Annotated in this window: 17 protein-coding genes, 1 pseudogene and 1 riboswitch; of the genes and pseudogenes, 10 read left to right on the top strand and 8 right to left on the bottom strand. The window is 72.9% G+C overall.

Annotated elements, in window-relative coordinates; genetic code table 11:
• Window positions 1-698 (top strand): CAP domain-containing protein (locus tag N4G70_RS28335; protein ID WP_261715574.1); only part of this gene is annotated, 698 nt, incomplete at its 5' end.
• Window positions 699-786: 88 nt separating this feature from the next.
• Here the strand turns inward: N4G70_RS28335 and cobN are convergent.
• Window positions 787-4,290: pseudogene (gene cobN / locus N4G70_RS28330) on the bottom strand (cobaltochelatase subunit CobN); the annotation flags it as partial.
• Between the two features lie 429 nt (window positions 4,291-4,719).
• A riboswitch (cobalamin riboswitch) is annotated at window positions 4,720-4,808 on the bottom strand.
• A gap of 669 nt (window positions 4,809-5,477) precedes the next feature.
• Here cobN and N4G70_RS28325 point away from each other — a divergent pair.
• From N4G70_RS28325 to N4G70_RS28315, 3 genes are all read left to right on the top strand, one after another.
• A complete protein-coding gene (locus tag N4G70_RS28325) occupies window positions 5,478-6,899 on the top strand; it encodes a cobalamin biosynthesis protein CobG (RefSeq protein ID WP_399037155.1) in 1,422 nt (473 codons plus the stop codon).
• 22 nt (window positions 6,900-6,921) lie between these two features.
• On the top strand, window positions 6,922-7,563 hold the full coding sequence (locus N4G70_RS28320) for a precorrin-8X methylmutase (protein WP_261715571.1): 642 nt from the start codon (window positions 6,922-6,924) through the stop codon (window positions 7,561-7,563).
• 158 nt (window positions 7,564-7,721) lie between these two features.
• Window positions 7,722-9,248, top strand: coding sequence for a precorrin-2 C(20)-methyltransferase (locus tag N4G70_RS28315; RefSeq protein ID WP_261715584.1), 1,527 nt, complete (start codon window positions 7,722-7,724; stop codon window positions 9,246-9,248).
• A 14-nt stretch (window positions 9,249-9,262) separates the two neighbouring features.
• Here N4G70_RS28315 and N4G70_RS28310 read toward each other — a convergent pair whose 3' ends face one another.
• Window positions 9,263-10,039, bottom strand: a complete 777-nt coding sequence (locus tag N4G70_RS28310) for a cobalt-precorrin-6A reductase (protein WP_261715570.1) — start codon at window positions 10,037-10,039, stop codon at window positions 9,263-9,265.
• A gap of 135 nt (window positions 10,040-10,174) precedes the next feature.
• On the opposite strand from N4G70_RS28310, the gene N4G70_RS28305 reads away from it, so the two are divergent.
• Complete coding sequence (locus N4G70_RS28305; protein WP_261715569.1) at window positions 10,175-11,296, top strand: cobalt-precorrin-5B (C(1))-methyltransferase; 1,122 nt, start codon at window positions 10,175-10,177, stop codon at window positions 11,294-11,296.
• Window positions 11,297-11,833: 537 nt separating this feature from the next.
• Here N4G70_RS28305 and cobM read toward each other — a convergent pair.
• Together cobM and cbiE are read right to left on the bottom strand one after the other, a co-directional pair.
• Window positions 11,834-12,577, bottom strand: coding sequence for a precorrin-4 C(11)-methyltransferase (gene cobM, locus N4G70_RS28300; protein ID WP_261715568.1), 744 nt, complete (start codon window positions 12,575-12,577; stop codon window positions 11,834-11,836).
• Window positions 12,574-13,872, bottom strand: coding sequence for a precorrin-6y C5,15-methyltransferase (decarboxylating) subunit CbiE (gene cbiE, locus N4G70_RS28295; RefSeq protein ID WP_261715567.1), 1,299 nt, complete (start codon window positions 13,870-13,872; stop codon window positions 12,574-12,576). Before cbiE ends, cobM begins: the two co-directional genes overlap by 4 nt.
• A gap of 601 nt (window positions 13,873-14,473) precedes the next feature.
• On the opposite strand from cbiE, the gene N4G70_RS28290 reads away from it, so the two are divergent.
• Together N4G70_RS28290 and N4G70_RS28285 are read left to right on the top strand one after the other, a co-directional pair.
• The gene (locus N4G70_RS28290; RefSeq protein ID WP_261715566.1) at window positions 14,474-16,477 is read left to right on the top strand and encodes a translation factor GTPase family protein; all 2,004 of its coding nucleotides are present in this window, start codon (window positions 14,474-14,476) and stop codon (window positions 16,475-16,477) included.
• 124 nt (window positions 16,478-16,601) lie between these two features.
• Window positions 16,602-17,483, top strand: coding sequence for a lytic polysaccharide monooxygenase (locus N4G70_RS28285; RefSeq protein WP_261715565.1), 882 nt, complete (start codon window positions 16,602-16,604; stop codon window positions 17,481-17,483).
• Window positions 17,484-17,551: 68 nt separating this feature from the next.
• Here the strand turns inward: N4G70_RS28285 and N4G70_RS28280 are convergent, their stop codons facing one another.
• Window positions 17,552-17,893 (bottom strand): hypothetical protein, encoded by a 342-nt coding sequence (locus N4G70_RS28280; RefSeq protein WP_261715564.1) that lies wholly within the window; start codon window positions 17,891-17,893, stop codon window positions 17,552-17,554.
• A gap of 46 nt (window positions 17,894-17,939) precedes the next feature.
• Window positions 17,940-19,877, bottom strand: coding sequence for an APC family permease (locus N4G70_RS28275; protein ID WP_261715563.1), 1,938 nt, complete (start codon window positions 19,875-19,877; stop codon window positions 17,940-17,942).
• 168 nt (window positions 19,878-20,045) lie between these two features.
• Between N4G70_RS28275 and N4G70_RS28270 the strand changes: the two genes are divergently transcribed.
• From N4G70_RS28270 to N4G70_RS28260, 3 genes are all read left to right on the top strand, one after another.
• Entirely contained in the window at window positions 20,046-20,876 is an 831-nt protein-coding gene (locus tag N4G70_RS28270) for a helix-turn-helix transcriptional regulator (protein ID WP_261715562.1), read from the top strand.
• Window positions 20,873-21,136 carry a DUF397 domain-containing protein gene (locus tag N4G70_RS28265; protein WP_261715561.1) on the top strand — a complete coding sequence of 88 codons (264 nt, stop codon included), beginning with the start codon at window positions 20,873-20,875 and terminating at the stop codon, window positions 21,134-21,136. The genes N4G70_RS28270 and N4G70_RS28265 overlap by 4 nt, the downstream gene beginning before the upstream one ends.
• A gap of 99 nt (window positions 21,137-21,235) precedes the next feature.
• Complete coding sequence (locus N4G70_RS28260) at window positions 21,236-21,397, top strand: hypothetical protein (protein ID WP_261715560.1); 162 nt, start codon at window positions 21,236-21,238, stop codon at window positions 21,395-21,397.
• A gap of 10 nt (window positions 21,398-21,407) precedes the next feature.
• On the opposite strand, the gene N4G70_RS28255 is transcribed toward N4G70_RS28260, so the two are convergent.
• On the bottom strand, window positions 21,408-21,878 hold the full coding sequence (locus N4G70_RS28255; protein ID WP_261715559.1) for a hypothetical protein: 471 nt from the start codon (window positions 21,876-21,878) through the stop codon (window positions 21,408-21,410).
• Window positions 21,879-22,038: 160 nt separating this feature from the next.
• Window positions 22,039-23,460: an MFS transporter gene (locus N4G70_RS28250; RefSeq protein WP_399037152.1), complete on the bottom strand. Its 1,422-nt coding sequence runs from the start codon at window positions 23,458-23,460 to the stop codon at window positions 22,039-22,041.
• Window positions 23,461-23,482 lie beyond the last annotated feature (22 nt).

The raw sequence follows: 23,482 nt of genomic DNA, 5'->3' as shown, positions 1-23,482 counted from the left end.
TCATCGCCGCGCTCGCCGCGGTCGCCACCCTCGGCGGGGCGTACCACTTCATGACGGACTCCGGACAAGCCCCCGCGCGCTCGGTCGCCGACGCCCCGGCCACCCTCACCGACGCGGCCGCCGCCGACGGCAGTACGCAGCCGCTGTCGCCGAGCCCTTCTGCCACCAACTCGCCGCCGAAACCCACGAGTTCGCCCTCGCCCAGCGCGTCCAAGAGCTCCGCGTCACCCAGCAGGCCGGCCGCGCGTCCCACCCCGTCGAAGGCCGCCCCCAGCACCCGGCGCGCGACGCCCCGCCCTGCGGCACCCGGGGTCCCGGCCGATGTCCAGCAGGTGCTCGACCTGGTCAACTCCGAGCGGAGCAAGGCGGGTTGCTCGGCGCTCACCACCAACTCCAAGCTGTACGACGCGGCGCTCAAGCACTCCGAGAACATGGCCGCGCAGAACTTCTTCGACCACACCGACCCGAGTGGCGCGGGCCCCGGTGAGCGGATCACCGCGGCCGGCTACAAGTGGAGTACGTACGGCGAGAACATCGCCCGCGGCCAGGCCGACGCGGCCGCGGTCATGGACTCCTGGATGCACAGCTCCGGTCACCGCGCCAACATCCTGAACTGCGCGTTCAAGGAGATCGGCATCGGTGTGCACCACGGCTCCGGCGGCCCCTGGTGGACGCAGGACTTCGGCACCCAGGGCTAGCGCGGACAGGACACGCGGAGGCGACGCGCGAACGGGGCACGCGAACGGGCCCGGGTCCAAGGACCCGGGCCCGCCGTTCGAGAAGGACTCAGCCCTCGTCCTCCAGGTCGCCCTCGGTCTCCAGGTACACCTGGCGCAGGGCTTCGAGGACCGCCGGGTCCGGCTTGGCCCACATGCCGCGCGACTCGGCCTCCAGGAGGCGCTCGGCGATGCCGTGCAGCGCCCAGGGGTTGGCGTTCTGGAGGAACTCGCGGTTGGCCGGGTCCAGGACGTACGTCTCGGTCAACTTGTCGTACATCCAGTCGGCTACCACGCCGGTCGTGGCGTCGTAGCCGAACAAGTAGTCCACGGTGGCTGCGAGTTCGAAGGCGCCCTTGTAGCCGTGGCGGCGCATCGCCTCGATCCACTTGGGGTTGACGACCCGCGCCCGGAAGACCCGTGAGGTCTCCTCGACCAGGGTGCGCGTCTTGACGGTCTCCGGACGCGTCGAGTCGCCGATGTAGGCCTCGGGCGCGGTGCCGCGCAGGGCGCGCACGGTGGCGACCATGCCGCCGTGGTACTGGAAGTAGTCGTCCGAGTCGGCGATGTCGTGCTCACGGGTGTCGGTGTTCTTCGCCGCGACCGCGATCCGCTTGTACGCCGTCTCCATCTCGTCCCGGGCCGGGCGCCCGTCCAGTTCGCGCCCGTAGGCGTAGCCGCCCCACACCGTGTAGACCTCGGCGAGGTCGGCGTCGGTGCGCCAGTCGCGGGAGTCGATGAGCTGGAGCAGGCCCGCGCCGTAAGTGCCGGGGCGGGAGCCGAAGATGCGGGTGGTGGCCCGGCGTTCGTCGCCGTGCTCGGCGAGGTCGGCCTGGGTGTGGGCGCGGACGTAGTTGACGTCGGCGGGCTCGTCGAGGGAGGCCGCGAGGCGCACCGCGTCGTCGAGCAGGCCGATGGTGTGCGGGAACGCGTCGCGGAAGAAGCCCGAGATGCGCAGCGTCACGTCGATGCGGGGGCGGCCGAGCTCGTCGAGCGGGATCGGCTCCAGGCCGGTGACGCGGCGCGAGGCGTCGTCCCATACGGGGCGTACGCCGAGCAGCGCCATCGCCTCGGCCACGTCGTCGCCCGCCGTGCGCATCGCGCTCGTACCCCACAGGGAGAGCCCGACCGACGTCGGCCAGGAGCCGTTGTCGGCGCGGTAGCGCTCGGCCAGCGACTCGGCGAGCGCCTGGCCGGTCTCCCAGGCGAGCCGGGAGGGGACGGCCTTGGGGTCCACGGAGTAGAAGTTGCGGCCGGTCGGCAGGACGTTGACGAGCCCGCGCAGCGGGGAGCCGGAGGGCCCGGCCGGGACGAAGCCGCCGTTCAGGGCGTGCACGGTGTGGTCGAGTTCGGCGGTGGTCGCGGCCAGGCGCGGTACGACCTCGCGGGCGGCGAACTCCAGGATGGCGCGCACCTGTTGGGGCTGCTCGGCCGGGATCGCCGCGAGGTCCCATCCGGCGTCGTCCATCAACTGCACGAGCGCGCGCGCCTGTTCCTCGGCCTCGTCGGCCGAGGTGCGGGTGGCGGCGGACTCGTCCAGGCCGAGGGCCTCGCGCAGTCCGGGCAGGGCGGTGGTGCCGCCCCAGATCTGGCGGGCGCGCAGGATCGCGAGGACCAGGTTGACGCGGTCGGCGCCGGCCGGGGCGTTGCCGAGGACGTGCAGCCCGTCGCGGATCTGGACGTCCTTGATCTCGCAGAGCCAGCCGTCGAGATGCATGATGAACTCGTCGAAGCCCTCGTCCTCGGGCCGGTCTTCGAGCCCCAGGTCGTGGTCGAGCTTGGCGGCCTGGATCAGCGTCCAGATCTGGGCGCGGATCGCGGGCAGCTTGGCCGGGTCCATGGCCGCGATCTGGGCGTGCTCGTCCAGGAGTTGCTCCAGGCGCGCGATGTCGCCGTAGGAGTCGGCGCGGGCCATCGGCGGCACGAGGTGGTCGATCAGGGTGGCGTGCACGCGGCGCTTGGCCTGGGTGCCCTCGCCCGGGTCGTTGACCAGGAACGGGTAGACCAGCGGAAGGTCGCCGAGCGCGGCGTCGGGGCCGCAGGCCGCGGACAGGCCCGCGTTCTTGCCGGGCAGCCACTCCAGGTTGCCGTGCTTGCCCAGGTGGATCATGGCGTCCGCGCCGAACCCGCCGTCTGCGGTGTTCGCCGCGATCCAGCGGTAGGCCGCCAAGTAGTGGTGCGAGGGCGGCAGATCGGGGTCGTGGTAGATCGCGATCGGGTTCTCGCCGAAGCCGCGCGGCGGCTGGATGAGGATCAGCAGGTTGCCGCGGCGCAGGGCCGCCAGCACGATGTCGCCCTCGGGGTCGCCGCCCTGGCCCACACGGCTGCGGTCGAGGAACATCTCGCCGGGCGGCGGCCCCCAGTGCCGCTCGACGTTCTCGCGCAGTTCCTCGGGCAGGGTGGCGTACCAGCGCTTGTAGTCGGCGGCCGGGATACGGACCGGGTTGGCGGCCAGCTGCTCCTCGGTCAGCCACTCCTGGTCGTGGCCGCCCGCGTCGATGAGCGCACGGATCAACTCGTCGCCGTCGCCGGACACCAGACCCGGGATCTCCTCCTCGGGCCCGAAGTCGTACCCCTCGGCGCGCAGCCGGCGCAGCAGCGCGACCGCGCTCGCCGGGGTGTCGAGGCCGACCGCGTTGCCGATGCGGGAGTGCTTGGTCGGGTACGCGGACAGGACGAGCGCGATGCGCTTGTCGGCGGCCGGGATGTGCTTGAGGCGGGCGTGCCGTACGGCGATCCCGGCGACGCGGGCGGCGCGCTCGGCGTCGGCGACATAGGAGGGCAGCCCGTCCTCGTCGATCTCCTTGAAGGAGAACGGGACGGTGATCAGGCGGCCGTCGAACTCGGGCACGGCGATCTGGCTCGCCGCGTCCAGCGGGGAGACACCCTCGTCGTTCTCCTCCCAGGCGCTGCGCGAGCCGGTGAGGCAGAGCGCCTGGAGGATCGGTACGTCCAGACCGCTGAGCGCGCCCGCGTCCCACGACTCGTCGTCGCCGCCGGCCGAAGCGGTGGCGGGCTTGGTGCCGCCGGCCGCGAGCACGGTCGTCACGATGGCGTCGGCCGCGCGCAGCTCCTCGATGAGCGCGGGCTCGGGGTCGCGCAGCGAGGACACGTACAGCGGCAGCGGCCGGGCCCCGGCGTCCTCGATTGCCCCGCACAGGGCGTCCACGAAGGCGGTGTTGCCGCTCATGTGGTGGGCGCGGTAGTAGAGCACGGCGACGGTGGGCCCCTGAACCGCCTTGGCCGTACGCTCCAGCGGCCCCCACGACGGGGCGGGCGCGGGCGGCTCGAAGCCGTGGCCGGTGAGCAGCACGGTGTCGGAGAGGAACCGCGCGAGCTGGTCGAGGTTGGCCGGCCCGCCGTGCGCGAGGTAGGCGTGCGCCTCGGCGGCGATGCCGACGGGCACGGTGGAGGCGGCCATGAGCTGGGCGTCCGGGGCCTGTTCGCCGGTGAGCACGACAACGGGCAGCCCGCTCGCCGTGAGCCGGTCCAGCCCGTCCTGCCAGGCGCGAACGCCGCCGAGCAGACGGACGACGACGAGGCCGACGCCGTCGAGGAGGCTGTCGAGGAGATCCGGCTCCCTCTGGCCCGCGCCGGTGGCCTGGGCGGGCGGGGGGGTCTGGTTCGCTTGGGCGGGCGGGGCGGCTTGTGCGGCCGGATCGTTCTGGTTCGCCTGGGCCGCGCTGGGGGCCTGCGTGGCCTGGGGGTTCTGGTTCGCCTGGACCGCGCCGGTGGCCTGCGTGGCCGGGGGGTTCTGCGGGCTCAGGGGGGTCAGCGCGAGGCGGGAGGGGTTGGCGAACCGGTAGGGCACCGGGCCGTTCGCTGCGCGGGCGCTGAGGAGGTCCGTGTCGGACGTCGACAGAAGCAGGATGGGGCGGGGGTCCTCTGTGGGCTCCCCGGACGAGTGCAGCATGCGGCGTCAGGCCTTCCTCGGGGTGTCCGCGCCCCGGGTGGTGTCGGAATGGGTCTCCCCGTCCGGGCGGAAGCCCGAAGCTGGGAAGGGGAGTTCCTGACTCACTCGGCCAGGTCCGCGAGGGCCTGGGTCCGGGCTCACAGTGGCGGGACCGCGCCGGAATCACACCGGGCTTCCTCCCCCTGTCGCCGTCGCCGGCGCGTGGCGGGCCGGGTGGCCCGTCGTCTGCATAGTAGCGACCCCGGTCCGCGGTTCTCCGGGCGCGGGCCGGGGCCGCCGCCGTGGGGGCCGAGGCCGACACCCCGCGCCCCCCAAACCCCCTCTTGCGCAGTTCCCCGCGCCCCTGACCCTCTCGACCCTGCGGCCCGTGGTCCCTTCTCGCGCAGTTCCCCGCGCCCCTGGCGGGGTCAGTGCTGGCCCGCAGCGGGGCATTTCAGCCCGTCCGGCGTTTGAGGACGAGCGCCGTTCAGGCGCGATACGGGGTCTGGGGCGGAGCCCCAGGCAACCCCGCTCTCGGCTGCGGACCGTGGTCGCTTCTCGCGCAGTTCCCCGCGCCCCTTAACTACTCGGCGCTGGCCCGCATCGGGCATTTCAGCCCGTCCGGCGATTGAGGACGAGCGCCGTTCAGGCGCGAACGGGGTCTGGGGCGGAGCCCCAGGGATCCCGGAACCGACCAACCCGTTGCACGGGCGGGTGGGTGGGCGAGGTGCCTGGGGTCTGGGGCGGAGCCCCAGGGGGCCCGGAACCAACCAACCCCCGTCACGGGCGGGTGGGTGGGCAAAGGTGCCCGGGGTCTGGGGCGGAGCCCCGGGGGGTTGGGGGCGGGGCACCCCTGGCCGGGCGTGGGTATGCTCGCCGCCATGCCGCCGCCCCCCACCCCCACCACCCCCCAACAGGGCGAACCCGCGACACAGCCCCCCGCCCCGGGCACCACCCGCGACGCACCCCCCGAGGCCCACCCCCTCACGCGGGACCGCAGCGACGCCTGCCCCGGCGCCCTTCGCCTGCACTCCGCCGACGACGGCCGCCTCGCCCGACTGCGCCTGCCCGGCGGCATCCTGACGAACCGTCAGGTCGAGGCCCTCGCGGTCGCCGCCGAGCGCTACGGGGACGGCCACCTCACCATCACCTCCCGCGGCAACGCCGAGTTGCGCGGCATCGGCGAGAGCTGCGGAACCGGACTCGCCGAACTCCTGCGCCACACCCACCTCCTGCCCTCCGAACGCCACGAGCGCATCCGCAACATCGTGGCGTCCCCGCTCGCCGGACTCGACGGCCTCGGCCACGGCACCCTGCTCCCCCGGCTGCGCGCCCTGGACGCGCTGCTGTGCGCCGAGGAGTGGACCGCCGCCCTGTCCGGCCGCTTCCTGTTCGCCCTGGACGACGGCCGCGGCGACGTCGCGGGCCTCGGAGCCGATGTGACCTTGCTCGCACAGGCCGGGGACGCACCGGCCAGGGACGCACAGGCCGGGAACGCACAGGCCGGGAACGCACAGGCCGGGAACGCGGTGGTCGTACGCGTCGGGGCGAGCACGCTGAAGGTGGCCGCATCCGACGCCCCCCGCGCGGCCCTGGAAGCCGCCCGCGCGTTCCTGGCCACCGCGGCCGCCGCGGGCACCGGCGCCTGGCGGGTACGCGAACTCCCCCCGGGCCACACCGTCGACCTCGCGACCGCCCTGGCCCACGCGAACATCCCGGCGGACCCCACCCTCGTACCACCCGCACCCGCACCCACACCCGCGACCACACCCACCCCCGGCATCCTCGCCGGCCCCGAAGGCGCGTACACCGTCGTCGTGGCCCCCGTCCTCGGCCGGGTCTCCGCCGCGCAACTGCGGGCGCTCGCCGGCCCCGGCGGCGAGGTCAGGGTCACACCCTGGCGCGGGTTCGTCGTCCCCGGGTTCGACGAGCGCGGCGCCCGCGAGCGGCTGCGGGAACTCGGCGACGCCGGATTCGTCACCGCGCCCGACGCACCGTGGGCCGGGGTCGGGGCGTGCACCGGGCGGCCCGGCTGCGCCAAGGCGCTGGCCGACGTGCGCCGGGACGCCCTGCCGGGAACGGGCGGACTTCCGGTCCACTGGTCCGGGTGTGAACGCCGCTGCGGCCGTCCGCACGGCGACTGGGTGGATGTGACCGCGACCGCCGACGGCGTCTACACGGTCGCGGTGCGGGGTGCGCGAGAGCGTCAAGTACCGCTGGAGGAAGGCGAGTTGACGCAAGCGGTGGCCGCCGCACGGAGGGCACCACACGGGCCCCCACGAACCACATGACCACTCCGGGGACAACGACGAGATGAGCGAGAGCACAGTGTTCGACTACGAGAAGGACGGCGCGGAGATCTACCGCCAGTCCTTTGCCACGATCCGCGCCGAGGCGGACCTCACCGGTCTGCCCGCCGACGTCAGCCAGGTCGCGGTCCGCATGATCCACGCCTGCGGCATGACGGACCTGCCCCGCGACCTCGGCTTCACGCCCGGCGTCGTGGCGGCGGCCCGTGAGGCGCTGCGCGCCGGGGCGCCGATCCTGTGCGACGCGCGGATGGTGGCCAGCGGAGTGACCCGCAAGCGGCTGCCCGCCGACAACGAGGTGCTGTGCACCCTGGCCGACCCGTCGGTGGCCGAGCTCGCCGCGAAGATGGGCACCACCCGCAGCGCGGCCGCCCTGGAACTGTGGCGCGACCGGCTCGACGGCGCGGTCGTGGCCGTCGGCAACGCGCCCACCGCGCTGTTCCGGCTGCTCGAAATGATCGAGGAGGGCGCCCCGCGCCCGGCGGCCGTCATCGGTGTGCCGGTGGGCTTCATCGGCGCCGCCGAGTCCAAGGACGCGCTCGCCGCGCACCCTTCGGGCCTGGAGCACCTGGTGGTACGGGGCCGGCGGGGTGGCAGCGCGATCGCCGCCGCCGCACTCAACGCGATCGCGAGCGAGGCGGAATGAACGAGAGCGCGATGAACGACGAGACCAGCAACGACAACGCGAACACCACCGGGGCCGGGAACGCGAACGGGAACGGGAACGGGAACGGGACCGCAAACACCAACACCAAGGCCGACGCCACCGCCACCGCCACCGCCACCGCCACCGTCACCGCCGCCATGAACACCACCGCCGGCAGCGACGGCACCGGCGGCCGTGCCACCGGCCGGCTGTACGGGGTCGGGCTCGGGCCCGGCGACCCGTCCCTGATGACGGTGCGCGCGGTCGAGGCGATCGCGCAGGCCGATGTGGTCGCCTACCACTCGGCGCGGCACGGCCGCTCCATAGCGCGCTCGATCGCGGCGAAGCACATCCGGGCCGACCACATCGAGGAGAAGCTGGTCTACCCGCTGACGGTGGAGACCACCGATCACCCCGGCGGCTACCGGGGCGCGCTCAACGACTTCTACGAGGAGGCCTCGGCCCGCCTCGCCGAGCACCTCGACGCGGGCCGTACGGTCGCCGTGCTCGCCGAGGGCGACCCGCTGTTCTACGGCTCGTACCAGCACATGCACAAGCGGCTCGCGCACCGCTATCCGACCGAGGTGATCCCCGGGGTGACCTCGGTGAGCGCCGCGGCCGCCCGGCTCGGGGAGCCGCTGGTGGAGGCCGAGGAGGTGCTCACGATCCTGCCCGGCACGCTGCCGGAGGAGGAGCTGACCGCGCGCCTGGCCGCCACCGACTCGGCGGTGGTGATGAAGCTGGGGCGTACGTTCACCAAGGTCCGCCGGGCGCTCGAGCGTTCGGGGCGCCTGGAGGAGGCGCGGTATGTGGAGCGCGCCACCATGGCGGGCGAGCGTACCGGTCGACTCGCCGACGTGGACCCGGAGTCGGTGCCGTACTTCTCCGTCGCGGTGCTGCCCAGCCGGATCGACGCCACTCCTCCCGTGCGCGAGCGGGGTGAGGTCGTGGTCGTGGGTACCGGGCCCGCCGGGCCGCTGTGGCTGACCCCCGAGTCGCGGGGCGCGCTCGCCGCCGCCGACGACATCGTGGGCTACACGACGTATGTGGACCGGGTGCCCGAGCGCCCCGGACAGCAGCGGCACGGCTCGGACAACAAGGTGGAGTCCGAGCGCGCCGAGTTCGCCCTCCAACTGGCCATGCGCGGAAGGCGGGTTGCCGTGGTGTCGGGCGGCGACCCGGGCATCTTCGCGATGGCCACGGCCGTTCTTGAGGTGGCCTCGCAGCCCGAGTACGCGGACGTGCCCGTGCGGGTCCTGCCGGGGGTGACGGCGGCGAACGCGGCGGCCGCCCGCGCGGGCGCCCCGCTCGGCCACGACTACGCCACGATCTCGCTGTCCGACCGGCTCAAGCCGTGGGACGTCATCGCGGAGCGCCTGCACGCGGCGGCCTCCGCCGATCTCGTCCTGGCGCTCTACAACCCGGGCTCCGCCAGCCGCACGTGGCAGGTGGCCAAGGCCCGTGAGCTGCTCCTGGAGCACCGGGCGCCGGACACCCCCGTCGTGGTCGCCCGCGATGTGGGCGGCCCCGGCGAGCGCGTCCGCATCGTGCGCCTGGGCGAGCTGGACCCGGCCGAGGTCGACATGCGCACGATCCTGCTGGTCGGCTCCTCGCAGACCCAGGTGGTGCGCCGGGGCGGCGGCGAGGAGATCGTCTGGACCCCGCGCCGTTACCCGGAGGGCTGAGCCCGCGCGTACGGCTACCGCCGCCCGGGCCCGTTCGTCCGGTGCGGGTCGCTGAACCGGCGCACCCAGGCGGCCGCCTCCTCGGGGGTGGCCGCCACGCTCACCCCGTCCGGGACGGGCGGGCGGCGCACCACGACGACGGGGAGACCGGCCTCACGGGCGGCGGTGAGCTTGGGGGCGGTGGCGGCCCCGCCGCTGTCCTTGGTGACCAGCACGTCGATCCGGTGCGTCCGCAGCACCTCCCGCTCTCCTTCGAGGGTGAAGGGGCCCCGGTCGAGCAGCACCTCCATGCGGGCGGGGAACGGCGGCTCGGGCGCGTCCACGGACCGCATGAGGAACCACAGCGCGTCCAGGCCCGCGAAGGCGGCCAGGCCCATGCGTCCGGTGGTGAGGAAGACGCGGCGGCCCAGCGCGGGCAGCAGGGCGGCGGCCTCGTCGAGGGAGTCCGCCGGGTGCCAGCGGTCGCCTTCGCCGGGGACCCAGCCGGGCCGGCGCAGCGCGAGCAGGGGAACATGGGCGGCGGTCGCGGCGAGCGCCGCGTTGAAACTGATCGTCCGGGCGAAGGGGTGGGTGGCGTCGATGAGTGCGTCCACCTGGTGCGTACGCAGCCACCGCGCGAGCCCCTCGGCGCCGCCGAACCCGCCGACGCGGACCTCTCCCGGAGGCAGCCGGGGCTCGGCGACCCGTCCCGCGAGCGAACTCGTCACGCGCATGCCGGGGTCTTCCGCGTCGTGCAGCAGGTCCGCCAGCCGACGGGCCTCGCCCGTACCCCCCAGAATCAAGATGTGCACAGGTTCCGGTTCCGTTCGTGAGTGCGTGGGTGACCGCGTGAGTGAGTCGCGAGTACGTGAGTACGTGAGTGTGAGGCCGAGGGTCATGAGTGTGACGAGTGGGGCCGGGGCCGTGCGCGGCCGGGGGTGCGGGGCATGAGCGAGGCGAAGGGCGGGCGCGGCGCCCAACTCAAGCACACCGGTCTGCGGTCCGGCTGGACGACCGGGGCGTGCGCGACGGCGGCCACCACGGCCGCGTACACCGCGCTGCTGTCCGGTGACTTCCCCGACCCGGTGACGATCACGCTGCCGCGTGGCCAGACGCCCGCATTCGCGCTGGCCGCCGAGGAGCTGGCCGCCGGGTGGGCGATGGCGGCCGTGGTGAAGGACGCGGGCGACGACCCGGACGTCACGCACGGCGCGCTGATCCGCTCGACGGTACGGCTGCTGCCGCCCGGCTCGGGCGTGGTGTTCCGGGCGGGCGAGGGCGTGGGCACGATCACCCTGCCCGGGCTGCCCCTGCCGGTGGGTGAACCGGCGATCAACCCGGTGCCGCGCCAGATGATGACGGAGCACGCGACGCGGGTGGCGGGGGAACACGGCGCCTCGGCCGACGTCGAGATCACCATCTCCGTCGACCACGGCGCCGAGATCGCCCGCTCCACGTGGAACCCGCGCCTGGGCATCCTGGGCGGCCTGTCGATCCTGGGCACGACCGGCATCGTGGTGCCGTACTCGTGCTCGGCGTGGATCGACTCGATCCGGCGCGGGGTGGACGTGGCGAGGGCCGCGGGCCGCACCCATGTGGCGGGCTGTACGGGCTCGACGTCGGAGAAGACGGTGGTGGCCGAGTACGGGCTGCCCGAGGACGCCCTGCTCGACATGGGTGACTTCGCGGGCGCGGTCCTGAAGTACGTACGCCGTCACCCGGTGGACCGCCTCACCATCTGCGGCGGCTTCGCCAAACTGTCGAAACTGGCCGCGGGCCATCTGGACCTGCACTCCGCCCGCTCCCAGGTGGACAAGCCGTTCCTCGCGGCCCTGGCCCGCGAGGGCGGCGCGAGCGATGCCCTCGCTACGCAGGTGTCGACCGCCAACACAGGCCTTGCGGCACTCCAGTTGTGCACGGCGGCGGGCGTCCCCCTGGGCGACCTGGTCGCAGCCCGGGCCCGCGACGAGGCGCTCGCGGTGCTGCGGGGTGCGCCGGTGGCGGTGGACGTGATCTGCATCGACCGCGCGGGAACGGTGGTGGGCCGCAGCACCCCCACCGGCCCCTGACGGGTGTGGCCGCCCCCTACCCACCCCGGGGCTCCGCCCCAAACCCCGACGCGTTTTCCCACCCACCCGCCCGTGCAGCGGGGTTGGTCGGTTCCGGCCCCCCTGGGGCTCCGCCCCAAACCCCGAGGCACCTCGCCCACCCACCCGCCCGTGCAGCGGGGTTGGATGGCCCGGGCCTTCCTGGGGCTCCGCCCCAGACCCCGATCGCGCCTGAACGGCGCTCGTCCTCAAACGCCGGACGGGCTGAGGTGGCCTGCGCGGACCAGCACCGAGCAGTTACGGCCCGAGGTGGCCGATGCGGGCCGGCACCGAGTAGCCAGGGGCGCGGGGAACTGCGCGAAAAGCGAGCACGATCCGCAGGATCAAGCGGGTTTCAGGGGCGCGAGGAACTGCGCGAGACGCGACCACGATCCGCAGGTGGACGGGGGTTTGGGGGGCGCGGGGAACTGCGCGAAAAGCGAGCACGATCCGCAGGTGGACGGGGGTTTGGGGGGCGCGGGGAACTGCGCAAGAAGCCCCGGCCGGCCCGGCCACCCCCTAGCAGCGGTGCCGATCCGCCGAGTACAGATGACTGTCCCGGAACTCGGCCGCCCCGAGCGTACGGCCCACCAGAATCACCGCCGTACGCACCACCCCCGCCTCCCGCACCTGCCCGGCGATGTCGGACAGCGTGCCGCGCAGGATCAGCTCCTCGGGGCGGGAGGCGAAGGCCACGACGGCGGTGGGGCAGTCGGCGCCGTAGTGCGGGAGCAGCTCCTCGACGACCCGATCGACGTACCCCGCCGCGAGGTGCAGGACGAGCAGCGCCCCACTGCGCCCCAGCGTCGCGAGGTCCTCGCCCTCGGGCATGGCCGTCGCGCGCTGCGCGATGCGGGTCAGGATGACGGTCTGCCCGACCGTGGGCACGGTGAGCTCCCGCTTGAGCGCGGCCGCGGCCGCGGCGAACGCGGGCACCCCCGGCACGACCTCGTAGGGCACCCCCGCCGCGTCGAGCCGCCGCATCTGCTCGGCGACGGCGCTGAACACCGACGGGTCACCGGAGTGCAGCCGCGCCACGTCCTGCCCGGCCTCGTGGGCGCGTACCAACTCCCCGGTGATCTCATCCAGGTTGAGCTGCGCGGTGTCGACGAGCCGGGCCCCTTCGGGGCACTCGGAGAGGAGTTCGCGCGGCACGAGGCTGCCCGCGTACAGACACACCTGGCAGGAGGCGAGCGTACGGGCGCCGCGCACCGTGATCAGGTCGGCGGCGCCGGGCCCCGCGCCAATGAAGTACACGGTCATGTGGCGTCTCCTGAAGGGGTGTTGAGGGATACGGAGTCAAGGGGGTCGGAGTCGAGGGCGGCGGGGCCGGGGGACGCAGGGCCCTCCTTGACGACCGCCCACTGGGTGACCGGCATGGCCTGGCGCCAGCCCGTGAACGTGCCGACCGGCACGGCGTGCGCTACCGCGAGCCGGACGAGTTCGCCGCCGTGGCGCCGGTACCAGTCGGCGAGCAGCGCCTCGGACTCCAGGGTGACGGTGTTGGCGACGAGCCGTCCGCCGACCGGCAGCGCGTCCCAGCAGGCGGCGAGCAGACCGGTCGCGGTGAGTCCGCCGCCGATGAACACGGCGTCGGGGGTGGGGAGTTGGGCGAGTGCGGCGGGCGCGGCGCCGGTGACGACCCGCAGCCCGGGCACGCCGAGCCGGTCCGCGTTGCGCGCGATGCGCTCGGCCCGTACGGCATCCCGCTCGACGGTGAAGGCCCGGCAGGAGGGGTGCGTACGCATCCACTCGACGGCGATCGAGCCGGAGCCGCCGCCGATGTCCCAGAGCAGCTCGCCGGGCGCGGGCGCGAGCGCGCCGAGGGTGGCGGCGCGGATGTGCCGCTTGGTGAGCTGGCCGTCGTGCTCGTACGCGGTGTCGGGCAGCCCCGGCACGGCGCCGAGGCGGAGGGCGTCGGGGGCGCGCCGGCAGTCGACGGCGACGAGGTTGAGGGGGTCGCCGGGAGGGACGTCCCAGCCGTCGGCGGTCCCCGCGACTTCCCTCTCCTCCCCCGACCCGAGTTGTTCGAGCACCCGCATGCGGCTGGGCCCGAACCCGCGGTCGCGCAGCAGGGCCGCGAGGTCGCGCGGGGTGTCGGCGCCGGCGCTCAGCACGATCAGGCGCCGCCCGTCGTGGAGCGCGGCGGCGACACGGGCGAGCGGCCGCCCGACGACGGTGACCACCTCGGCGTCCTCGACGGGCCAGCCGAGCCGGGCGCAGGCGTACGCGACGGAGGAGGGGTGGGGGAGGATGCGGGGCGGGGCGCCGAGCGCCTCGGTGAGGGTGCGGCCGATGCCGTAGAACATGGGGTCACCGCTGGCCAGCACGGCGATGCGGCGGCCCGCGTGGGCCTGGAGCAGCGTGGGTACGGCGGGGCGCAGCGGGGTGGGCCAGGCGATGCGTTCGCCCGCGCACTCCGGGGGCAGCAGGGCGAGCTGGCGGGGGCCGCCGAGGACGACGTCGGCGGTGGTGAGCGCGTGTCGCGCGGCGGGGGTGAGGCCGGCCCACCCGTCGGCCCCGATTCCGACGACGGTGACGTGGGGGGTGGGGTTCACGGTGGGCGTACCTCGGGGTGGGGGTGGGTCGCGGGTACGTTTCCCCCCGACGCCCGCACTTTACTGTCCACCCCGACCCCCACGCCCCCCGGGTCCAGCCCCCAGCCCCCTGCGCCCCTCGCACCCCGTTCCCCCTCTCGCGCAGTTCCCCGCGCCCCTAAAACCCGCTCGCGGCTGCGGACCGTGCCCGCGTCTCGCGCAGTTCCCCGCGCCCCTGAAACCCCCGGTCACGTGCGGACCGTGCCCGCTACTCGCGCAGTTCCCCGCGCCCCTTAACTACTCGGTGCCGGCCAGCACAGGCCACCTCAGCCCGTCCGGCGATTGAGGACGAGCGCCCTTAAGGCGCGATACGGGGTCTGGGGCGGAGCCCCAGGAAGGCCCGAACCATCCAACCCCGGGTCACGGGCGGGTGGGTGGGCGAGGTGCCTCGGGGTCTGGGGCGGAGCCCCAGGGGGTTGGAAAAGGGGTGGCCCGCGCAAGTCCCACCCCTCTAGCGTGGCCCGCACCACACCCCCCACCCCGCAGGAGCAACCCGTGCGCCGTCCCTCCGAACCCGCCCAGAGCCCCAACCTCCCGGCCCCCTTCGGAGAACCCCGCACCCATGCCCACCCCCACCCGCACCCTGAACATCGGCATCCTCGCCCACGTCGACGCCGGTAAGACCAGCCTCACCGAACGCCTCCTGTACGACACCGGCACGATCTCCCGGCTCGGCAGCGTGGACGGTGGGGACACCCAGACCGACACCAGCGCCATCGAGCGGCAGCGCGGCATCACCGTGCGGTCCGCCGTCGCGTCGTTCCGCGTGGGCGGCACGCAGGTCAACCTCATCGACACCCCGGGCCACAGCGACTTCGTCGCCGAGGTGGAGCGCGCGCTGGGCGTGCTGGACAGCGCCGTACTCGTGCTGTCCGCCGTGGAGGGCGTACAGGCCCAGACCCGTGTCCTGATGCGCACCCTGCGCGAGGCAGGCCTCCCGACGCTGATCTTCGTCAACAAGATCGACCGCGCGGGCGCCCGCGTCGAGGGGCTCCTCGCCGACGTCCGCCGCAAGCTGACCCCCCACATCGTGCGGATGACGGACGTATGCGACGCGGGCAGCCGGCACGCCACCACCTCCCCACGCCGCGCCGCCACGGCGGCCCAATTCGCTGCGGAATGCGACGAGTTGCTCGCCGATCACGACCACGACATCCTCACCCGCGTCGTGGACGGACCACCCCTCACCCCCGCCGAACGCACCACGGCCCTCGCCGACCAGACCGCCCATGCGCTGGTCCACCCCGTGTACTTCGGCTCGGCGATCAGCGGCCAGGGCGTCGCCTCCCTGATCGAAGCCCTGGCAACTCTGCTCCCGCCCCCGCCCGCGACAGCAGCTCCCACCGACACCCCGCCCCGGGGCACGGTCTTCGCCGTGGAGCGGGACGAGGCCGGCCACAAGACGGCGTACCTCCGCCTCTTCGAGGGCGCGCTGTTGCCCCGTCAGTCCGTGACCTTCACCTCCCCCGACCCCGTCGGCACAGGCGCCAACACCACCACCCACACCGGCCGCCTCACCGGCCTCGAAGTCGTGGGCAGGGAGGACGAGCCGGGTACCGTCCGGCTCATCGCCGGGGAGATCGGGCGACTGCGCGGCCTGCCCGGCATCCGCGTGGGCGACCAGCTCGGCCGCCCCACCGGACGGCGCCGGCACTTCGCCGCCCCCACCCTCCAGAGCGTCGTACGCCCCCGCGAGCCCGGCCCCGCGATGGCCGCCCGGCTGCACTCCGCGCTGAGCGACCTCGCGGAGCGGGACCCGTTGATCCGGGCCCGTACCGAAGTCGGTGGGGCCACCTCGGTGTTCCTGTACGGGGAGGTGCAGAAGGAGGTCATCGCCGCCACGCTCGCCGACACGTACGGCATCGAGGCGGTCTTCGAGCCCAGCCGTACGGTCTGCACGGAACGCCCCGCCGGCACCGGCGAATCGATGCGGGAGCTCGCCCATCGCGGGCCCGCGCCCACCGGGCACTGGGCGACCGTCGGGCTGCGCGTGGAAGCGGCCCCGTACGGCACCGGGAACAGTTTCCGCTACGAGACCGAGCTCGGCGCGCTGCCCCGCGCCTTCCACCAGGCCATCGAGGAGACCGTGTACGAGGCGCTGCGCGCGGGCGGCCCACGTGGCTGGGCCGTCGCGGACTGCGCGGTCACCTTGGTGCGCTCGGGCTTCGACAGCATTCTCAGCACGGCGGGCGATTTCCGCGCCCTCACCAGGATCGTCCTGACCCAGGCGCTGAGGGAGGCGGGGACACTGCTCTACGAGCCGTACCAGGCCTTCGAGTTGGACGTCCCGGCCGACACCCTCGCGGCCGTGGCCCGGCAGCTCACGGCGCTGGGTGCGCTCATCGAGGAGAGCGGGAGCACGGCCACGGCCGGGGTCTGGCGGCTGCGCGGCACGGTCGCGGCCCGTCGGGTGGCGGACATCGAGCGGCGCCTTCCCGGCCTGACCCACGGCGAAGCCCTGTGGTGGGCCCGCCCCGCCGACGACCGGCCGTCGTCCCCGCCCCACACCCACGGGGACGGGCACGGGCACGGGGGCCAAGCGATCTCGCCCGCCGGGTTGGCGTAGACCTCTTGCCACTTGGTCCAGACCAATGCCAGGCTGCCAACTACCGCTCCCGCGCGGGCACTTGGCCGCGCACCGCTCCGCCGCACCTGGTCCCTCCCTGCCCTCCCCACCCCAAGGAGCCCCCATGTCCCCCCGGCTGTCCCCCCGGCACACCGCAGCGACCCTCACCGCCCTGGCCGCCTCCCTCACGCTGCTCGCCCTCACCCCCGGCGCCGCCGCAGCGCACGGCGCCGTGTTCAATCCGGTCAGCCGGATCGCCGCCTGTTACGCCGAGGGCCCGGAGCATCCGGTGTCGCAGGTGTGCAAGGACCTCGTCGCGGATTCGGGCACCCAGCCGCTCTACGACTGGAACGAGGTGAACATCGCCAACGCCAACGGCCAGTCCCGCCAGCTCATCCCCGACGGCAAACTCTGCTCGGCCAACCGGGACAAGTACCGGGCACTCGACTGGGCCCGTACCGACTGGCCGTCCACCAGCGTCGCGGCGGGCGCGTTCGACTTCAAGTTCCGTGCCACGGCGGCCCATTCGGGCACGATGACGGTGTACATCACCAAGGCGGGCTTCGACCCGACGAAGCCGCTGAAGTGGTCCGACCTGGACACCACGCCCGTCGCCGTCTACCAGACCCCCCGCACCGCGACGGACGGCTACTACACCTTCACCGGCACGCTGCCCGCCCGCACCGGGCGCCACATCATCTACAAGGTCTGGCAGCGCAACGACAGCCCGGAGGCGTTCTACAGCTGCTCCGACGTGGTGTACGGCGGCGCCGCCAAGGCCGCCGCGGCGCCCACCGAGCAGAAGATCGCCGCGGGAGCCGGCCACTCCACGGTCAGCCACCACGGCCACGGCGGCGACCCCGCGACCCCCGCCCCGGCCACCGCCACCCCGGCCAACTCCGGTTCGGGCGACGGCCATTCATCCGCTCCCCAGGCCGTGGCCGCCGCCTCCACCGCGGGCGTCGCGGCCGGCGGCTTCCTGCTTCTGCGCCGCCGCCGCGACTGAGCCCGTAAAGGGACCGCCACGGCGGGGCCGCCCTCCCCGCTCGCGCCGCCCCTGACCTCCGCGGCGCGTCATCGCCGCCGTTGCCAGATCGGTTCCTCGTGCCGGAGCCTGTCCCTGCGGCGCTCCACCCAGTCGAAGAACTCCTTCGGTTGTGCTTCGTACGCGGCCGACAGCAGCTGATAGAGGCGGACGGCGTCGGCGTCCATCTCGTACTCGCACCCGGGACACGCGCGCCAGTCGCCGCGTGCCCGGGTGAGATCAGCCGCACACCGGGGACAGGCCGGGTCAACCGCGTCTACGCAGGCTGGGAAGTCCCGCAGGGGTAGCAGATCCACCAGCCGTCCTGTGTCTTCGTCATCTGTTGTCCGCAGTTCGTGCACTGCATCGGTCTTCCTCTCGAAGGTCCGCATGGCGTACCACAGGAACTGGCTACCCAGCCAGGGGCGTGGCCGATACCTACCCCTGCGGGGGACGGCGCGCGGACCGCAGGCGGTAGGGCACGTCGATCACGGTCACCCCGGACATGAACAGCAGCCGCGCCTTGAGCCGCAGCGCGTTCTGGTTGTGCAGCGGCTGCTCCCACCAGTGGCCGACGATGTACTCGGGGATCACCACCGACACCATCGCGCCGGGCTCGGCGTCCGCCGTCTCCTTCACATGCGCCAGGACCGGCCCGACGACCTCCCGGTACGGCGAGTCGATGATCGTCAGCGGTACGCCCAGGTCGTACGCGGTCCACTGCTCGCGCAGCCGGTCCGCGTCCTCGTCGGCGGCGACGGTCAGCGCGGTCAGGGTGTCGGGCCGCAGAGCCTGGGCGAAGCCGATCGCCTTGAGGGTGGGCGCCTGCACACTGGAGACCAGGACGAACGCGTGATGACGCGAGGGCCGGGGCGGTTTGGCGTCGGGCCCGACGGCGATCTCCCGCGCCACCTGGTCGTAGTGCCGCCGTACGCCCTTCATGCCGAAGAACAGCACCGGCATCGCGATGACGACGAGCCACGCCCCGTGCGTGAACTTCGTGATCAGCACGATGACGAGGACGAGCCCGGTCAGGGTCGCGCCCACCGCGTTGATCGCGAGCGAGCGGTGGATGTGCCGCCGGTTGTCCCGCCCCCTGTCCCGCACCTCGGGCGTCGCCAGCTCCTTGCGCCAGTGCTTGACCATGCCCGCCTGGGACAGCGTGAACGAGACGAAGACGCCGATGATGTAGAGCTGGATCAGCCGCGTCAGCTCCGCGTCGAACGCCACGATCAGCGCGATCGCGGTGAGCGCGAGCAGCACGACCCCGTTGGAGTAGACGAGCCGGTCGCCCCGGTTGTAGAGCTGGCGCGGCGCGTACCGGTCGCGCGCCAGGATCGAGGCGAGCATCGGGAACCCGTTGAACGCGGTGTTGGCCGCGAGCACCAGCACGCCCGCCGTGAACGCCTGCACCAGATAGAAGAGCAGGTCCGCGCCGCCGAAGGTCGCGCGGGCGATCTGCGCGAGCGCGGTGGACGGTGTCGCGCCGGGCGCGAGCCCCAACTCCGTTGGATCGGCGGCCACATGGACCCGGTAGGCCATGGCGAGCGTGGTGATCCCGACGAACATCGTCACCGACAAAAGGCCCATCACCGCCAGGGTGTTGGCGGCGTTGCGGCTCTTGGGCTTCTGAAAGGCGGGTACGCCGTTGCTGATCGCCTCCACGCCCGTCAGGGCCGTACACCCGGACGCGAAGGCGCGCAGCGCGAGCAGCACCACGGCGATCCCGGCGTAGGTCCCGGTGGCGTGCAGGGGCAGGTCGGCGGATTCGGCGCGGATGGTCGCGCCGGTCGCGAGCCGCACGGCGGCGAACGCGAACATCAGATAGATGACACACACGAACCCGTACGTGGGAATGGCGAAGATCCGCCCGGACTCGCGCACCCCCCGCAGGTTCATCACGGTCAGCAGCACCACGAACCCCACGGACAGGGCGACTTGGTGGGGTGCGAGGGACGGCACCGCGGAGGTGATGGCCGCGACACCGGACACCACCGACACCGCGACGGTCAGGACGTAGTCCACGAGCAGCGCGCTCGCCGCGGTGAGCGCGGCGGTCGGCCCCAGGTTCTCGGCGCTGACCACATAGGCGCCGCCACCCCCCGGGTAGGCGTGACAGGTCTGCCGGTAGGACGCGATCACCACCACCAGCAGGAAGACGATGGCCGCCGCCGCGTACCAGGCCAGATGCAGCAGGCCGGCCCCGCCAAGCGCCAGGATCAGCAGGATCTCCTCCGTGGCGTACGCGACCGAGGACAGCGGGTCGCTACAGAAGATCGGCAGCGCGAGCCGCTTGGGCAGCAGCGTCTCCCCCAGCCGACTGGTGTCCAGCGGCCGCCCGACCAGCATCCGCTTCACGGAACTCGAAACTCCCATGACCCAGGAAAGTAGCCGTAATGCCGCATACGTGACGGTTTGCCGCACCGGATCGCCAGCAGGCCCGCCGTTTTCACATTCCGTGCGTCTCGCGTCACCCTGTGCAGCTACGCTCGGTCCCGGTACGTCCCGTTCCGACAACGACGTTGGCGCACAGGGGAGTTGCTCATGACGCGACCCAAGGACCTCAACCCGTGGGACTCACCCCGCGCGTTCTACGGCACGGAGCTACGACGCCACCGTGAGGCCGCCGGGCTCTCCCAGGACGAGCTGGGCGCCCTCGTCTTCTGCTCCGGCGCGTACATCGGCCAGATGGAGAGCGCGACGCGGCGCCCGCCGAAGGAAATGGCCAAGCTGCTCGACGCGGTGCTCAAGACCGACGGCATCCTCACCCGGATGTGCGAGGCGATGGAGCAGGCCTCCCAGCACGCGGAGTACTTCCGCCTCGCGGCCGAGCTTGAGGCGATGGCCTCCGCGATCTGCGAGTACGCGCCGATGATCGTGCCGGGGTTGCTTCAGACGCCTGAGTACACGCGGGCCCTGATCCGGGCGTCCCGGCCGTTCGCGGGCGAGGAGTTCATAGAGAAGAGCGTCGCTACGCGTCGGGAGCGGGCCCAGTTGCTGGACGGGCCTGAGCTGCCGGAGGTGTGGTTCATCGTGCACGAACTCGTGCTGACCACCGCGGTTGGCGGAGCAGAGGTGATGCGAACCCAACTCGCCCACTTCATCGAGCTGATCGAGCAGCATCGCGTACTGGTGCAGGTCATCCCGACGGCGGAAGGGCCGCATCCGCTCATGGATGGCCCGTTCCGGGTCATGGACTTCACCGACGCACCCCCGGTGGTCTACACCGAATCCGCTTACTCCGGGCAGTTGTTGGACAGTCCCGCCCTGGTAGCCAGCTATGTGAAGACCTACGATCTGGGAAGGGCCGCCGCTCTGCCGCCGAAGGCATCCCTCCAAATGATCCAGGCGGCACTGGAGGACTACGCAGCATGAACATAACGCCCCCTCTGACCACCGCCCGCTGGCGGAAGTCGTCCTACAGCAACGCGGAGGGCGGGAGCTGCGTCGAGGTGGCCGAAGGGGCATGGCGCCGGTCTTCGTACAGCAACGCTGACGGAGGGAACTGCATCGAGGTCGCGGACGGGTTCGGGGACGTCGTCCCCGTGAGGGACAGCAAGGTCCCGAGCGGGCCCGTACTGCTCGTGGACGCCGCCGCGTGGTCGCGGTTCGTGGGGGCGGTCAAGGGGGCCTGAAGGGTCCGTACGTAGGATCCGGCCATGGCGATCCCGCAGCTTCCACCGGTGGTTCCGGAGTCATGTCCCTTGTGTGAAGGGGCACTTGAGTCCGTCGAGTTGCACACGACCAATGCCCCGACTGCTCACTTCACGGTGAAGTTCTACCGCCCGGACAAGATGTTCGCGAGCAAGAGCTATGTGCTGGCCCTGGCCTGCCGGGAGTGCGGGCACGTCCTGATGTTCCTGGAGAACCGGGGCATCCTGGCGCCGAAGGAGTAGTTCGGCGGGGTCAGACGGTCGTGGCCTGGGCGTGGCGGAGGGTGCGCAGGATGAGCCACTGGTCGCCCCAGGCCATCGCGGTACCGATGACGGCCATGACGATGCCGAGGGTGATCTGCCCGGTGGCCGCTCCCAGGGCGAGGCCGGCGATGCCGAGGCCGTAGCGGACGACGAAGCGGACGGCGACGAGGCCGATGGCCAGGAAGCGGGTGCGCTTGTTCTTCCACAGGGCCTTCATCGCGCGGATGCGGGGCCGCAGGATGGTGAAGGCGAGCACGATCTGGACGATGGCGACGACCGGGATCAGCGCGTACAGGACCGGGTAGGCGCGGGCGATGTCGAAGAGGCCGGAGAAGAGGCCGACGAGCGGGAAGTACCAGTTGGGCAGGCCCAACAGGGGCGCCTCGGCCGGGGTGTTGGTGGTCTTGTCCGAACCCTCAAGAACCTGAACCGGCATCTCCATCGCGACCGTGGCGCTCATGGCGTTCCCCTCACCTTGTTCCCAGTGACCCGCCGGCCCTTGCCGACATCACTGATCCTCCCGTGAGGGGCGGGGGCGGCGGCAGAGTGAAGCGTCCTGACTGCCGCAGGACAAATGTCATCGCCACCCTGCCGTCGCTCGCCGTGCGCCGGTGCCGGGTTCACATGTGGACGGGGCCCTCCGTGGGGCCGACCGCCTGCCTCGGCGGGCCCTTGCGGTACAGGATCACCGACACGACCAGGCCGAGCGCGAAGAAGGCGGCCGACCACCAGTACGCGGTGGAGTAACTCTGGAGCTGGGCCTGGACCCTGGCGCCGGGGGTGGGTTGGCGGCCCACCAGATAGCTGGTGGCGGCGCTGGTGGCGAGCGTGTTGAGCAGGGCCGTACCGATCGAACCGCCCACCTGCTGGCTGGTGTTGACCATCGCGGAGGCGACACCCGCGTCGTGCGCGGCGACGCCCGCCGTGGCCATGCTCATCGCGGGGGCGAAGATCAGGCCCATGCCGACGCCCATCACGAGCAGCGGGGGCAGCACATGGGCGGCGTAGCTGCTGGTCGCGTCGAGGGCGGTCATCCAGGCGAGCCCGGCCGCGCCGAGTCCCATGCCGAGCGGCACGATCGGCTTCGCGCCGAACCGGGGGACCAGCTTGTTCTGCGCGACCACGGAACTCACGATCATCGCGAACACCATGGGCAGGAAGGCGAGGCCGGTGCTGACCGGGGAGTAGCGCAGGATCTGCTGGAGGTAGTAGGTCAGGAACAGGAACACGCCGAACATGCCCGCGCCGGAGATGAACATGGCGAGGTAGGACGCGCCCCGGTCCCGGTCCAGGACGACGCGCAGCGGCAGCAGCGGGTGCTTGGCCCGCGTCTGCCACCAGGCGAACGCGATCAGCAGGACGCCGCCGACCGCCAGGAATCCCCAGGTCTGGGCCGAACTCCAGGCGTGGGTCTCGGCGTTGGAGAACCCGTACACGATGCAGAACAGTCCGGCGGACACCAGGACCGTGCCGGGGATGTCGAGCTTGGGCCGGTCGCTGGGGGCTCCGGGGTGCAGCAGGCGCAGCGCGCCGAGGAAGGCGAGCGCGGCGAAGAGGAGGTTGACGTACAGGCACCAGCGCCAGTCCAGATACTCGGTGAGGATGCCGCCGAGCAGCAGTCCCACCGCGCCGCCCGTACCGGCGACCGCACCGTAGATGCCGAACGCCTTGGCGCGTTCCTTGGGGTCGGTGAAGGTCGTCGTCAGGAGCGAGAGCGCGGCCGGGGCGAGCAGCGCGCCGAAGACGCCCTGGAGGGCGCGGGCGGTGACGAGCACCTCGAAGTTGGGGGCGGCGCCGCCGATCGCGGAGGCGACGGCGAAGCCGACGAGGCCGATGAGGAAGACGACTTTGCGTCCGACGAGGTCGGCGATCCGGCCGCCGAGCAGCAGCAGCGAGCCGAAGGCGAGCGCGTACGCGGTGACGATCCACTGGCGGTTGCCGTCGGAGAACCCGAGATCCTGCTGGGCGGAGGGCAGCGCGATGTTCACGATGGTCGCGTCCAGGACGACCATGAGCTGGGCCAGCGCGATCACCCCGAGCACCAGCCAGCGGTGCTCGTGCCGG

This window comes from Streptomyces sp. ASQP_92 (assembly GCF_025399895.1).
Classification (GTDB): Bacteria; Actinomycetota; Actinomycetes; order Streptomycetales; family Streptomycetaceae; genus Streptomyces.
Note: the sequence above shows the minus strand (reverse complement) of the source record. Positions and strands in the feature narration are given on the sequence as shown.

Coding starts and splice junctions, on each gene's coding strand:
- N4G70_RS28325 (WP_399037155.1), top strand. CDS start 5,478: ATGCTCGCCGCCATGCCGCCGCCCCCCACCCCCACCACCCCCCAACAG.
- N4G70_RS28320 (WP_261715571.1), top strand. CDS start 6,922: ATGAGCGAGAGCACAGTGTTCGACTACGAGAAGGACGGCGCGGAGATC.
- N4G70_RS28315 (WP_261715584.1), top strand. CDS start 7,722: ATGAACACCACCGCCGGCAGCGACGGCACCGGCGGCCGTGCCACCGGC.
- N4G70_RS28305 (WP_261715569.1), top strand. CDS start 10,175: ATGAGCGAGGCGAAGGGCGGGCGCGGCGCCCAACTCAAGCACACCGGT.
- cobM (WP_261715568.1), bottom strand. CDS start 12,577: ATGACCGTGTACTTCATTGGCGCGGGGCCCGGCGCCGCCGACCTGATC.
- N4G70_RS28290 (WP_261715566.1), top strand. CDS start 14,474: ATGCCCACCCCCACCCGCACCCTGAACATCGGCATCCTCGCCCACGTC.
- N4G70_RS28285 (WP_261715565.1), top strand. CDS start 16,602: ATGTCCCCCCGGCTGTCCCCCCGGCACACCGCAGCGACCCTCACCGCC.
- N4G70_RS28280 (WP_261715564.1), bottom strand. CDS start 17,893: ATGCGGACCTTCGAGAGGAAGACCGATGCAGTGCACGAACTGCGGACA.
- N4G70_RS28275 (WP_261715563.1), bottom strand. CDS start 19,877: ATGGGAGTTTCGAGTTCCGTGAAGCGGATGCTGGTCGGGCGGCCGCTG.
- N4G70_RS28270 (WP_261715562.1), top strand. CDS start 20,046: ATGACGCGACCCAAGGACCTCAACCCGTGGGACTCACCCCGCGCGTTC.
- N4G70_RS28265 (WP_261715561.1), top strand. CDS start 20,873: ATGAACATAACGCCCCCTCTGACCACCGCCCGCTGGCGGAAGTCGTCC.
- N4G70_RS28255 (WP_261715559.1), bottom strand. CDS start 21,878: ATGAGCGCCACGGTCGCGATGGAGATGCCGGTTCAGGTTCTTGAGGGT.